The organism is Salinisphaera sp. C84B14 (genome assembly GCF_040361435.1).
Taxonomy (GTDB): domain Bacteria; phylum Pseudomonadota; class Gammaproteobacteria; order Nevskiales; family Salinisphaeraceae; genus Salinisphaera.
Window position 1 is genome coordinate 77847 of sequence record NZ_APNL01000012.1, and the last position, 12807, is coordinate 90653.

At 63.8% G+C, this 12807-nt stretch carries 12 protein-coding genes; 1 reads left to right on the forward strand and 11 read right to left on the reverse strand.

The annotated features are described in order from the left end of the window. Positions 1-66 precede the first annotated feature (66 nt). The gene (locus C84B14_RS11775; RefSeq protein WP_353224301.1) at positions 67-1521 is read right to left on the reverse strand and encodes an aldehyde dehydrogenase family protein; all 1455 of its coding nucleotides are present in this window, start codon (positions 1519-1521) and stop codon (positions 67-69) included. A 312-nt stretch (positions 1522-1833) separates the two neighbouring features. On the opposite strand from C84B14_RS11775, the gene C84B14_RS11780 reads away from it, so the two are divergent. Continuing rightward, a complete protein-coding gene (locus C84B14_RS11780; protein ID WP_353224302.1) occupies positions 1834-2787 on the forward strand; it encodes a helix-turn-helix domain-containing protein in 954 nt (317 codons plus the stop codon). A 154-nt stretch (positions 2788-2941) separates the two neighbouring features. On the opposite strand, the gene paaK is transcribed toward C84B14_RS11780, so the two are convergent. The 10 genes from paaK to paaA all read right to left on the reverse strand — a co-directional run bounded on the left by paaK (position 2942) and on the right by paaA (position 12518). After that, complete coding sequence (gene paaK, locus C84B14_RS11785; RefSeq protein WP_353224304.1) at positions 2942-4258, reverse strand: phenylacetate--CoA ligase PaaK; 1317 nt, start codon at positions 4256-4258, stop codon at positions 2942-2944. A 113-nt stretch (positions 4259-4371) separates the two neighbouring features. Continuing rightward, positions 4372-4848 carry a hydroxyphenylacetyl-CoA thioesterase PaaI gene (gene paaI / locus C84B14_RS11790; RefSeq protein ID WP_353224306.1) on the reverse strand — a complete coding sequence of 159 codons (477 nt, stop codon included), beginning with the start codon at positions 4846-4848 and terminating at the stop codon, positions 4372-4374. Positions 4849-4933: 85 nt separating this feature from the next. After that, a complete protein-coding gene (gene paaG, locus C84B14_RS11795; RefSeq protein ID WP_353224308.1) occupies positions 4934-5725 on the reverse strand; it encodes a 2-(1,2-epoxy-1,2-dihydrophenyl)acetyl-CoA isomerase PaaG in 792 nt (263 codons plus the stop codon). A gap of 10 nt (positions 5726-5735) precedes the next feature. Continuing rightward, positions 5736-7796 (reverse strand): phenylacetic acid degradation bifunctional protein PaaZ, encoded by a 2061-nt coding sequence (paaZ, locus tag C84B14_RS11800; RefSeq protein WP_353224310.1) that lies wholly within the window; start codon positions 7794-7796, stop codon positions 5736-5738. 135 nt (positions 7797-7931) lie between these two features. Continuing rightward, the gene (locus C84B14_RS11805) at positions 7932-8702 is read right to left on the reverse strand and encodes a Phenylacetic acid catabolic protein (RefSeq protein WP_353224312.1); all 771 of its coding nucleotides are present in this window, start codon (positions 8700-8702) and stop codon (positions 7932-7934) included. After that, on the reverse strand, positions 8692-9768 hold the full coding sequence (gene paaE, locus C84B14_RS11810; RefSeq protein ID WP_353224314.1) for a 1,2-phenylacetyl-CoA epoxidase subunit PaaE: 1077 nt from the start codon (positions 9766-9768) through the stop codon (positions 8692-8694). The genes C84B14_RS11805 and paaE overlap by 11 nt, the downstream gene beginning before the upstream one ends. 27 nt (positions 9769-9795) lie before the next feature. Further along, the gene (gene paaD / locus C84B14_RS11815; RefSeq protein ID WP_353224316.1) at positions 9796-10332 is read right to left on the reverse strand and encodes a 1,2-phenylacetyl-CoA epoxidase subunit PaaD; all 537 of its coding nucleotides are present in this window, start codon (positions 10330-10332) and stop codon (positions 9796-9798) included. Positions 10333-10350: 18 nt separating this feature from the next. Beyond that, complete coding sequence (paaC, locus tag C84B14_RS11820) at positions 10351-11202, reverse strand: 1,2-phenylacetyl-CoA epoxidase subunit PaaC (RefSeq protein WP_353224318.1); 852 nt, start codon at positions 11200-11202, stop codon at positions 10351-10353. Continuing rightward, positions 11202-11486, reverse strand: coding sequence for a 1,2-phenylacetyl-CoA epoxidase subunit PaaB (gene paaB / locus C84B14_RS11825; RefSeq protein ID WP_006913747.1), 285 nt, complete (start codon positions 11484-11486; stop codon positions 11202-11204). The genes paaC and paaB overlap by 1 nt, the downstream gene beginning before the upstream one ends. A gap of 42 nt (positions 11487-11528) precedes the next feature. Beyond that, positions 11529-12518, reverse strand: coding sequence for a 1,2-phenylacetyl-CoA epoxidase subunit PaaA (paaA, locus tag C84B14_RS11830; RefSeq protein WP_348766671.1), 990 nt, complete (start codon positions 12516-12518; stop codon positions 11529-11531). Positions 12519-12807: the final 289 nt, after the last annotated feature.

Sequence of the window (12807 nt, forward strand, 5' to 3'; positions counted from 1 at the left end):
CCTCTCCTCTTTATTTTGGTTGTATTGGCTAATGCAGGCGCTTATCGCGCCTTGATCCTGTGTCGATCAGCCAAGCATGACGGTGGTGACCTTTTCTTCGGTATAGGCCAGCACTCCGGCCAGGCCGCATTCGCGCCCCAGCCCGCTCTCCTTGAAGCCGCCCCAGGGCAGCTGCGGGTCGATAGGCGCCCAGGCGTTGATGCCGATCGCGCCGGCTTCCACCTGGCGGGCGACGCGATGGGCGCGAGCCACGTCGGCCGTCCACACGGTCGCGGCAAGGCCATAGCGGGTGTCGTTGGCGATGGCGATGGCCTCGGCCTCGTCACGGAACGTCATCACCGTGCCGACCGGGCCGAAGATTTCATCGCGTGCGATGCTCATGTCGTTGTTGGCCTCGACGAATACGGTCGGGCGGACATACCAGCCGGCGTTGGCCGCCTCCGAGGGCCCGCCGGCGAGCAGCTTTGCGCCCTCCTCGCTACCGCGACGGATATAGTCGTTGATCTTGTCGTACTGGCCCTGGCTGGCAACGGCACCCATCTGCGTGCCTTCCTGATCGGGATCGCCCACCTGAATGCTGCGTGCGACCTCGGCCAGCTTCTCGCTGAACATCTCGGCTACGTCTTCGTGCACCAGGATGCGCGTGCCCGCAGCACAGACCTGGCCCTGATTGAAGAACAGCCCCATGGCGCAACCGCCCACGGCCGCTTCGAGGTCGGCATCGTCGAACACGATCTGCGGGCTCTTGCCGCCCAGCTCGAGCGCCACATGCTTGAACAGTGGCGCCGCCAGGCGCTGAATGGCCGCCCCGGTTTCCGGGCTGCCGGTGAACGTGATCTTGGCTACCTTCGGGTGCTCGCACAGCACCGGCCCTAGCGTTGCACCGTAACCGGTCACCACGTTGACCACGCCATCGGGAATACCAGCCTCCTGACACAGCTTTGCCAGGTGCAGGGCCGACATCGGCGTCTGTTCGGCTGGCTTGATCACGGTCGTGCAGCCGGCCGCGAGCAGCGCGCCGAGCTTCCAGCAGGTGATCATCAACGGCGTATTCCAGGGCACGATGGCAGCCACCACGCCGACCGGCAGGCGTTCGGTATACGACAGCGTGGGCTGGCCCATATAGCCGGCCGTGGGAATGGTGCGACCTTCGAGCTTGTCGGCCCAGCCGGCGGCATGGCGCAGCGTGGCGATGGCGTTGGGCAGGTCGAGCATGCGCGGTTCTGCGGGCGGGCGGCCGATCGCGTTCGCGTCCATGTCGGCCAGCTGTTCGGCATCGCGCTCGACCAGATCGGCGAGCCGATGGATGCACAGCCCACGCGCCGCGCCGCTCATCTGCGACCATTCGCCGCCCTTGAGCTGGGCATGAGCGGCCTCGATGGCCCGCGTGGCGTCGTCTGCGGTGCCGGCAGCCGATGTCGCCAGCGTTTCGCCGGTCGCCGGATCCGGCAGGGTCAGGGTCGCACCGTCGGAGGCGTCGACCGCCTGACCGGCTATGAAATGTTGGAATGCCTGATTCACGCGTGCTCCTCGAACAGTAAACGTCCGCCGTCTCGCACGCTCGCGACAAACGTGCTGCACGGCTGCAGTGGTCGGTTGTATCTCGTCCCGAGCCTGCGCCGGCTGACCACGCCACGCATGCTGTTACGTGCATATCGATTTGTCGCTGTGTGCAGCTTGGCGGCGCTTGCCGGGCGATCTTTGACAGCGCGCGGACAACGGCGTAAACACAAATAAAAGCGTTGCAGCGCCACGAGCGAACCTGGCATGCGCATTGCAACCTAATTCGACCCGAAACAATCGGGCGCCACGGGCTGGAGACCGTCGAATCACATGCCGTATTTGCAACATCGATCGCAGGCCCCGGAAGCGGGCCGCTTTTCCAATCTCGGCGGCTGGCAGGATTACGTCAACGCGCATTTCCCACCGCTGGAGATGAGCCGCCCCGGCGCCGAGCCGTTTTATGCACAGGCCAACAGCTGCCGGCTTGGCGAATGCACGCTCACGCATATCAGCAGCGCGGCCTCGGATGTTGCGCGAACCGCCTATCTGGCACGGCGTGCCAATGCCGGGTATCTGAAAGTGCTGTGGCAGCTTGCGGGCACTCTCGAACTCACCCAGGATCGCCGCTCGGTGCGCCTGCAGGCCGGCCGCGCCAGTCTTTGCGATACCACCCGGCCCTACCGAATTCGCGTAAGCGACGGTGCACGCCTGGCCGTACTGCTGATTCCCTATGACGTCGACAGCCGGCTGCCGCGCTATGCCGAACGCGTGAGCGCGACCGAACTTACGGATATGCCGACCATGCAGGCTGCACTCGGTGCGATCACCGGTCTGGCACGCGCGCAGCCGCGCTTTGACGACCCGGGCGTGAGCGACGTGATGCAGGGTGTGGGCGCAATGCTGGCTGCGACCTTCGCACGGGCGGCCGAGCCGGAGGAGGCCGATGTGGATGCACAACGCATGCAGCGCGCGCGCCATTATATCGCCACCCATCTCGCCAGCAGCGATCTCACGCCGGAGCGCCTGGCCAGCGTGCTGTGCGTTTCACGACGCACGCTCTACGGTTTGCTGGCACGCCACAACACCACGCCGGCCCGTTTGATCAGCGAAACCCGGCTGCAGTGTGCTCGCGATGCGCTGGCCCGCGATTCGGCGGGCCAGCATTCGATCACCGATATCGCCCTCGCCCACGGCTTTGGCGACAGCGCGCGCTTCAGTCACGCATTCAAGGATCGCTTCGGCGAAGCGCCCAGCCTGTGGCGGACCCGCTACGCCCGGAACTGAGGCCGGCCGTCGGCGTGCCCGCCCGGCGCTTGGAAAGCGCCTTGGGGCGCCTCGCCGCGTTGCCGCGCAACTCGCGCCAGACAAGGCGCGTGGCGCCGGCCCTGGTTATTCCAGGGCCAAGCGCGGCGCGACAATTTCGGCGCGTTAACAGGCGCTAGCCGCGATGGCTCAGCCGGCGGTCGATGACATGCTTGGCCTTGCCCAGAGAGCGCTCCAGCGTACCCACGGCCGACAGCGTGATCTTGGTGCTGATACCGATATAGGACTTGATGTGCTGCTGCAGATTGCTCAGCGTTTCGTCCTCAGTGCTGTGGTCGTCGAAATCATGACCGCGCTCGACCGTTAACGCCACGTGATCGAGATTGCCGTCGCGGGTCAGCTCGATCAGATAATGCGGTGCCAGGCCTTTCTGCTTGCAGATGATCTCCTCGATCTGGGTCGGGAAGACGTTCACGCCGCGAATGATGAGCATATCGTCCGAGCGACCGGTGATCTTGTCGATACGGCGCATGGAACGCGCGGTCGGTGCCAGCAGGCGGGTGAGATCGCGGGTTCGATAACGCACGATCGGCAGCGCTTCCTTGGTCAGCGAGGTGAACACCAGCTCCCCGGGCTCGCCGTCCGGCATGACTTCGCCGGTTTCCGGGTCGATGATCTCGGGATAGAAATGATCCTCCCAGATCACGGGGCCATCCTTGGTTTCGACGCATTCGTTGGCCACGCCCGGGCCCATGACTTCCGACAGACCGTAGATATCCACCGCATCGATACCGGCGCGGCGTTCGATCTCTTCGCGCATGGCGTTGGTCCAGGGCTCGGCGCCGAAGATACCGATTTCCAGCGAGGACTCGCGCGGGTCCAGCCCCTGGCGCTCGAACTCTTCAATGATGTTGAGCATGTACGAGGGCGTCACCATGATGATGCGCGGCTTGAAGTCCTGGATCAGCTGCACCTGTTTTTCGGTCTGGCCACCCGACATCGGTATCACGGTACAGCCGAGCTTTTCGGCGCCGTAGTGGGCACCGAGACCGCCGGTGAACAGACCGTAGCCATAGGCGACATGCACGATATCGCCCGGCTTGCCGCCAGCGGCACGGATAGAGCGGGCGACGAGGTTGGCCCAGGTCTCGATATCGTTGGCGGTATAGCCCACCACCGTCGGTTTGCCGGTGGTCCCGCTGGAGGCATGGATACGCGACACCTGCTCGCGCGGCACGGCGAACATATCGAACGGATAGGCGTCGCGCAGATCCTGCTTGGTGGTGAACGGAAACTTCGCCAGATCGGCCAGCGTTTCCAGATCGCTCGGATGCACGCCGGCCTCGTCAAACTTGGCCTTGTAACGCGGCACGTTGTCGTAGGCGTGCTGCAGGGACCATTTCAGCCGTTCCAGCTGTAGCGCCTGCAGTTCGTTGCGGCTCGCGGTCTCGATCGGTTCGAGCAGCGATGCGGGTTCCATCAATGCAGCCATGTTCGTCTCCTCCGTCTCGTTTGTGTAAGAAAGCGTCTGCGGTATGGGCCCCCGAGCGCTTTTTCATGTTTTCGGGGCCGTGCCAGACGACGCAGGCACACCCAACTTGATTTTCACGACGCCATCACGTCCAGCACGTCGCCTCGCACCTGGTGCGCACGCCCGCGAAACAGCACCACCGTTTCGTCGTTCTGATTGCGCACGGTGACGTCGTAAACGCCGGTTCGCCCCGAGCGCGAGCGTTGCTCGGCTTCGGCCACCAGCACGTCGCCGGCAAACGCCGGGCGCAGGTAATCCACGTTGCAGGCCGCGCCCACGGTGTTGTGGTTACCGCTGTTGCAGGCAAAGGCAAACGCGCTGTCGGCCAGCGAAAAGATCAGCCCGCCGTGGCAGGTCTTGTGGCCGTTGACCATGTCGTCGCGTACCGGCATGGATACGCGGGCATAGCCGGGCGCCATGGCGTCGATATGCATGCCGAGCATGCGCGAGGCCTCGTCGCGGGCAAACATTGCCTCGCCGACGCGCTCGGCCAGCGCCTGGGCATCCGTATCCTCGGGCGCGGCAGCCGCGCCGTTCTGGCTGGATTGCATTGAGTTGTCTCCTTCCGAAAAAGCCTGTTCGGGCCGGCGCGCTGCTTTTTTATATTCGTTGCAGCGTCGCCGGCGTGTTGGTTATTCAGCGACCTTTGAATTCGGGCGTGCGTTTTTCGCTGAACGCAGCCACGCCTTCGGCATAGTCGGCGCTGCGGCCGAGCTCGCCCATGGCATCGCGTTCGGCATCCAGCTGCGCATCGAGATTGTTGTTCGCGCCGGCGTACATCAGCTCCTTGGTACGGGCCAGGCCGCGGGTCGGGGCTTTCGATAAATGCTCGACGAGCTGGTCGAGTTCGGTGTCGAAGGCGTCGTCGTCCACGCAGCGCCAGATCAGGCCCCAGTCGGCGGCGGTCGGCGCATCGATGGGTTCGCCGAGCATGGCCAGGCCCATGGCCCGGGCCATACCGATGCGTCGCGCCAGAAAATAGGTGCCGCCGGTATCCGGAATCAGGCCGAGCTTGCAGAAGCTTTCGATGAACTTGGCCGAGCGGCGGGCGATGACCAGATCGCAGGCCAGCGCAAGATTCGCACCCGCACCCGCGGCCACGCCGTTGACGCCGCAGACCACAGGCATGGGCAGTGCGCGCAGGCGGCGTACCAGCGGTGCGTAATAGGTTTCGACCGAATAGGCCAGATCGGGCGCTTCGCCGGAGGTCGATACTGCGCGATCGCCCAGATCCTGGCCGGCACAGAAGCCCTTGCCGGCGCCGGTGAGCAGCAGCACGCGCACCGAATCATCGGCTTCGACCGTGTCGAGCGCTTCGGCCAGGGCTTCGTGCATGGCCACGTTGAAGCTGTTGAGCTTGTTCGGACGGTTGAGCGTGATCCGGGCGATGCCGGAATCGATGCTCAGGATGATGGAATCGTCTGCCATGGAAATCTCCTTAAGCGGCGGCCGTTTCTTCGGCCTCCGGCGTCCAGTCGGTGGTGGCGACCATGGTCAGCACGTCGTACTGGGCCACGGCCTCGTCGTTCTGGTTGGTCACGGTGGCGTCCCAGCGCACTTCGCCGTATTCGGTGTTCTCGCGCTTGGTCTTGTGCTTGCAGGTGAGCGCGACCTTGAGCGCGTCGCCCGGATAGGCCGGGGTCATGAAACGCAGGTTGTCGACGCCGTAGTTGGCCAGCACCGGGCCCGGGTTGGGCTCGACGAACAGGCCGGCTGCCAGCGACACGATGTAGTAGCCGTGGGCCACGCGCCCGTCGAAGAACGGATTGGCCTTGGCGGCCTCTTCGTCCATATGGGCATAGAAGGTATCGCCGGTGAAGTTGGCGAAATGCTCGATATCCTCAAGGGTGACCTCGCGGGCATCGGTGAGAATCGCGTCGCCGATTTCGAGCTCGTCGAAGTGCTTCTGGAACGGGTGGCGATCGGTTTGTACACGCTTGCCGCCCGGCAGCCAGTGGTCGATCACATCGGCCAGCATGTCGGGCGAGCCCTGCAGGGCACTGCGCTGCATGTAATGAAACACGGCACGCATGCCGCCCAGCTCTTCGCCGCCGCCGGCACGCCCCGGCCCGCCGTGGACCAGCATGGGCATGGGCGAGCCGTGGCCGGTGGACTCCTTGGCGCAGTCGCGATCGAGCACGAGCAGACGACCATGGAACGGCGCGCAGCCCAGCGTCATCGCCCGCGCGAAGCCGGCATCGTAGGTCACGATCGAGCCGACCAGGCTGCCCCCGCCCAGACGGGCAAGCGCCACGGCTTCTTCGGTGGTTTCGTAGGGCATGACGGTCGCGACCGGGCCGAAGGCCTCGATCGTATGGATCGCCGTATTGTCGAACGGTGCATCGGCCGAGAGCACGACCGGGCCGACGAACGCGCCCTTGTCGGCATCGGCATCAACGACCTCGCAACGCGCCGGATCGCCGTAAACGATCCTGGCGCCCTGGGCCAGATCGGCAATGCGTGCACGCACTTCCTCGACCTGGTCGCGGCTGGCCAGCGCACCCATGGTCACGCCTTCGGCTTCGGGATTGCCGACCACCACCTTGTCGAGCTTTTCCGAGAGCGCATCGATGAACGCCTGCTGGTGATCGCGGGCGACCAGCACGCGCCGGATGGCGGTACATTTCTGCCCGGCCTTGACCGTCATCTCGCGCATGACCTCTTTTACGGCCAGCTTGAATTCGGGCGTGTCCGGGCCGGCGTCGGGGCCGAGCGCGAGGAAGTTGAGCGAATCGGCTTCCATGGAGAAGCGGGTGGCGTTCTCGACGATCGCCGGGTGCTGCTTCAACTTGCGGCCGGTGTTCGCCGAGCCCGTGAAGGTGACCACGTCCTGGCAGGTCACATGGTCGAGCAGATCGCCCACGCCGCCGCTGATCAGCTGCAACGCGCCGTCTTCGATCAGCCCGGAATCGACGATCGCGCGCACCATGTCTTCGGTGACGAAAGCGGTCTGGGTGGCCGGTTTGACGATCGCCGGCAGGCCGGCCAGATAGTTGGCCGCGAATTTTTCCAGCATGCCCCAAACGGGGAAGTTGAAGGCGTTGATATGCACGGCCACGCCTTCCAGCGAGGTGTGGATATGCTGGCCGATAAAGCTGCCATGGCGCGACATGGGCTCGGGGTTGCCGTCGAGCGCGAAGGTGGCATTGGGCAGCTCGCGCCGGCCCTTGCTGGCATAGGTGAACAGCGTGCCGATACCGCCGTCGATATCCACCCAGGAATCGGTCCGGGTCGCACCGGTAGCAGTCGAAAGCTTGTAGAAGCGTTCCTTGTCGGCCATCAGCGTCTGCGCGAGCGCCTTGAGCTGCAGCGCGCGCTGGTGGAAGGTCAACGCCCGCAGCTTCGGGCCGACTTCGGTCCGGGCATAGTCGAGCATGGCCGCGAAATCGATGCCGTCGCTGGATACGCGGGCGACGGGTTCACCGGTCACCGCGTTCAATACCGTCTTGCCACCTTCGCCGGTGACCCACTGGCCTTGAACATAGCTGCTGGATTGCATTACACGCTCCTGATTCTTGTCGTCGGTGTCTTGGCACCCTGAATATCTGGCCCGGCCGATCGATCGGATCTTCGGCGCGGGTTCGCGCCTGAATATCGAGCCCGGCGCCGAGTACGGACTGCTTTCGCGTTGTTGTCAGACCAGCTGCAGACGCGACAACTGGGTGCGCGCCCGGTTCTGCCAGGCGGCGCGCAGTTCTTCATTGGTTGTATGTCGCAGCCCCATTCGGGCCAGCCGCGTAAAGCGCTCCGACTGGGCGCTGCCAAAAGTTTCTGCGACCCGTGGATACCAGTAGGCCACGCAGGCTCTGGCCTCGTCTTGGCCCGTTTCGTTGGCAACGATGCGATCGAGACCCTCGAAGCCCAGCTCCATGTGGCGTTGCTCACGCGGCAGCACCGCGCGTACGACATCGGCGAACGGCGCGTATGAGCACTCGCGCAGTTCTTCGAGCTGCACCACGGTCGCCAGGCCCATGAGCACGTTCATGACCACGGCATCGGTCCAGTTTTCCAGCGGATAGTGGAAGACCGACAGCCGCATGTCGCCGCCCTGGCGCGCCGGGTCGATAGCGGCATCGCGGCTGGCGCGCGCCGACCAGTTGTGGGCGTTGTTGTAGAGCGCCTTGTCGGTACCGAAATCGCTCATGAGGTCGAGCACGCGTTCGGCATGGTCGGCTTTTTCCAGCACGATCCGGCTGGCTGCGATGCGTTCCTTGATACCAGGGGCCCAGTTGATGGAATCGGCAAACCCGGCCGAGCCGGCCAGCTCGCTGTCCACGAAGGACGACATCAGCCGCAGCAGTTCGCCGCGATAGCGTGGCGGCGGGTTGTCCGGCGAGGTCAGCTTGCCGCCGCGGGCCAGATAATCCTCGATCGGCATGGTCTGATCGAACGGTTCACTCGTCATAGCTGAGTACCACCGTGTCGGTGATCGGCACGCTCTGGCAGGTCAGCACATAACCGGCCTTGACCTCATAATCCTCGAGCGCCTGGTTGTTCAGCATCTCGACTTCGCCTTCCAGCACCCGCGCCCGGCAGGTCGAACACACGCCGGCCTTGCAGGAATACGGGGCGTCCATGGCGTTGGCGAGCGCGCCGTCGAGCACCGCGGTGCCGTCGTTGGGCATTTCGATCGTACGCGTAGTGCCATCGAGGGTGACCGAAACCTTGCAGGTCGCCCCGGCGCGTGCGTCCTGGCGCGAAACGGCCGGTTTCTTCGCCCGGCCCGGCTGCGAGGAGGCGAACAGCTCGAACTTGATTCGATCGTCGCTCAGGCCGTGCTGCTTGAGCGAATCGGCGATCGTGAGCATCATCGGTTCCGGGCCACAGATGAACGCGGTATCCACCGAGCTCGCGTCGATCCAGTACTTGAACAGCTGCTCCATCTTCTCGGCGTCGATCCGGCCCGAGAACAGATCGATGTCCTGGCCTTCGCTGGTGAGCACGTGGATGACCGAAAAGCGCCCGAGATGCAGGTTCTTGAGGTCTTCCAGCTCCTCGCGAAACATGATCGACGTCATCTGGCGGTTGGCGTAGAGCAGCGTGAACTGGGATTTGGGCTCACGCGCGAGCACTGTCTTGATGATCGACAACAGCGGCGTGATGCCCGAGCCGCCGGCGAACCCGAGATAGTGTTTTTCGGCGCTCGGTTCGAGCGGCGTATGAAACTTGCCCATCGGCGGCATCGCTTCGATGACGTCGCCGCGGCTGAGCTGTTCGTTGGCCCAGGTCGAGAACGCGCCGCCGTCGACACGCTTGATGCCGACTTTGAGCACGCCCTCGTCGGTACCGGCACAGATCGAATAGGACCGGCGCAGTTCTTCGCCGTCGAAATCGCGACGGAAGGTCAGATACTGGCCCTGGGTGAATTCGAAGGCCTCGGCGTTGTCCGCCGGCAGATTGAGCGTGACAACGACGGCGTCGCGCGTATCGCGGCGAACGTCGACAACTTCGAGAGGATGAAAGCGTGGCATGCAAAACTTTCCGTTAGGCTCTGGCGCTCAGAGGCACTTGAAATAGTCGAAGGGCTCCAGACAATCCTTGCAGCGATACGACGCCTTGCAGGGGGTGGAACCGAACTGGCTGATCTTTTCGGTGTTCTTGGATTCGCAGCGCGGACAGGCGATCGCCGGCCCTGTCACACCGGCCAGACGCGACGCGCGACTGGCCATCTGGCCGCTCGCGGCGGTGCCATCGACCGGCGGGGCAATACCGAAAGCGCGCAGCTTGTCGCGTGCCGAATCGGTAATCCAGTCGGTCGTCCAGGGCGGCGACAGCCGTCGTTCGACGCGCAATGCGTCGACGCCTTTCGAGCGCAGCTGTTCGACAATCATCTGGTTGATGACCAGGGTCGCCGGGCAGCCGGAGTACGTGGGTGTCACCGTGACCACCAGCGTGTCATCCCGGTAGCCCACCTCGCGGACAATGCCGAGCTCGGTCACGGATACGACCGGGATTTCCGGGTCCGGCACGTCGGCGAGCCATTCCCAGACTTGCCGGGTGGTCGGCCGGGTGTTTAGCGCCTGTTGCTGTTTCATGGGGCACCGCGCCGGCGGCTACCAGCTGGCGCCCGGATAGGCGCGCTGCAGAAACTGCATATCGGACAGGATATAGCCCAGATGCTCCGTGTGTTTGCCGGTCTTGCCGCCGGTATGCACGAACGCGTTATCGGGGACTTTCAGGGTCGCTTCGTCGAGCACGTCCTCGACCCGGGCCAGCCAGGCCTCGCGCAGCGTATCCGGCGACGGGGCGATACCTGCATCCGCCATTGTGGCGTCGACGCCGTCGCTGACGAACATGTCGCCGGTGTACGACCACAATATGTCCAACGCCTGCTGCATCCGATCATGGCTTTCCGGGGTGCCATCGCCCAGACGCACCACCAGATCGGTGGACCGTTCGACGTGATACGACACTTCCTTGAGCGCCTTGGCCGCGATCTCGGCGACGCGCGGGCTACTCGATTCGGTCAGCCGCTGCAGCAGTTCGTAGTGGAAAGCGTCGAACAGGAACTGGCGCATGGTAGTCACGCCCATATCGCCGTTGGGCACCTCTACAAGCAGCACGTTGCGAAACTTGAACGCATCGCGCAGGAACGCCAGCTGATCGGCCGAGCGGCCCTCGTTCTCGACCTCGCCGGCCAGACCCAACCACAGCTGGGTATGGCCGATGAGGTCGAGTGCGGTATTGGTGAGCGCAATATCCTCTTCCAGGGCCGGACCGTGACCGCACCATTCCGACAGCCGCTGGCCCAGGATCAGCGTGGTATCGCCCATGCGGCACAGCCATTCGAAGAACGCCGGCCGGGTTTCGACGTTGGTGACGTGCACATCGTGGGTCTGCTCGGCCGCGGCGATGTCAGCCAGCTTCGTGACTTCATCGGTGTTCATGTCGGACAGAGAGGGCATTACATATTCCCCACTTCGTCGGGAATGTTGTAGAACGTGGGATGCCGGTAAATCTTGTCCTCGGCGGGGTCGAACATCGGCCCCTTGTCGGACGGCGTGGACGCCGTGATCTCGGTCGAACGCGCCACCCAGATCGAAACCCCTTCCTTGCGCCGGGTATAGACATCGCGGGCATTGTTGATCGCCATCTCGGCGTCGGGCGCATGCAGGCTACCCACATGACGGTGGTTGAGCCCGTGCTGCCCACGGATGAAGATCTCCCAGAGCGGCCATTCGTTCGCCATCGTTAGCTCCCGTGTTCTGCGTTGATTCAGGGCCTGGACCGCTTATGCGGCGGCCCGGCGCTTGGCCGCTTTCTCGGCGTAGGCCGCCAGGCCGTCGCGGAACCATTCACCGCCTTCCCATGCCTTTATCCGGGCGCCCAGGCGCTCGCGATTGCAGGGGCCGTTGCCCTTGAGTACGGCCTTGAACTCGTCCCAGTCGGGCTGGCTGAAATCGTAGTTGCCGGTTTCTTCGTTCCAGACGAGATCGTCATCGGGAATCGTCAGCCCCAGGTAATGCGCCTGCGGGACGGTTTCGTTGACGAAGCGCTGACGCAGTTCGTCGTTGGTGTTCATCTTGATCTTCCAGGCCATGGACTGGTCGGAATGCACGCTGTCCTTGTCCGACGGGCCGAACATCATCAGCGCCGGATACCAGAACCGGTTCAATGCGTCCTGCGCCATCTCTTTTTGCGCGGGCGTTCCGGAGACCATCGACATCATGATCGAGTAGCCCTGGCGCTGATGAAAACTCTCTTCCTTGCAGATCCGCACCATGGCCCGCGCATACGGCCCGAAGGAGGTCCGCTGCAGGGGCACCTGGTTCATGATCGCGGCGCCGTCCACGAGCCAGCCCACGGCACCCATGTCGGCCCAGGTCAGGGTCGGATAGTTGAAGATCGATGAATACTTCATTTCGCCCGAGTGCAGCTTGTTCATCAGCTCGTCGCGGCTGATACCCAGCGTCTCGGCAGCGCAATACAGATACAGGCCATGGCCGGCTTCGTCCTGCACCTTGGCCAGCAGGATGGCCTTGCGCTCGAGCGTCGGCGCGCGCGTGACCCAGTTGCCTTCGGGAAGCTGGCCCACGATCTCGGAATGGGCATGCTGACCGATCTGGCGGATCAGCGTCTTGCGGTACGCGGCCGGCATCCAGTCCTTGGGCTCGATCTTGATGTTGTCGTCGATACGCGCCTGAAACGCGGCCTCTTCCGGCGACAGTTCGTCCGCGCCGCGAACCCCCTTGCTACCGGTATCTACATTCTGTGCATACATGATTCGCACTCCCGCCCCGAAAAAGGCTGTCTTGGCGTTGTAGTGTCGGGTCGTGCCGACACAGGCGCCGCGGGTGCGGCGCTCGTTTTGATACAGATCAAGTTACATGATCGTACGTTTTGTATCAAATAAATATCGCACGCGTCAGATTCCGGCGAATCAGCACCCAACTGTCTGATTACGCATGAATAATTATGAATTTTCTGAAGTGCCGCGAATCAAGGGAGGGAATGGGCAACGCAAACAAGGGCCATTGCGAGCGTGATAAGCGGCATTGCTGCATTGCAGC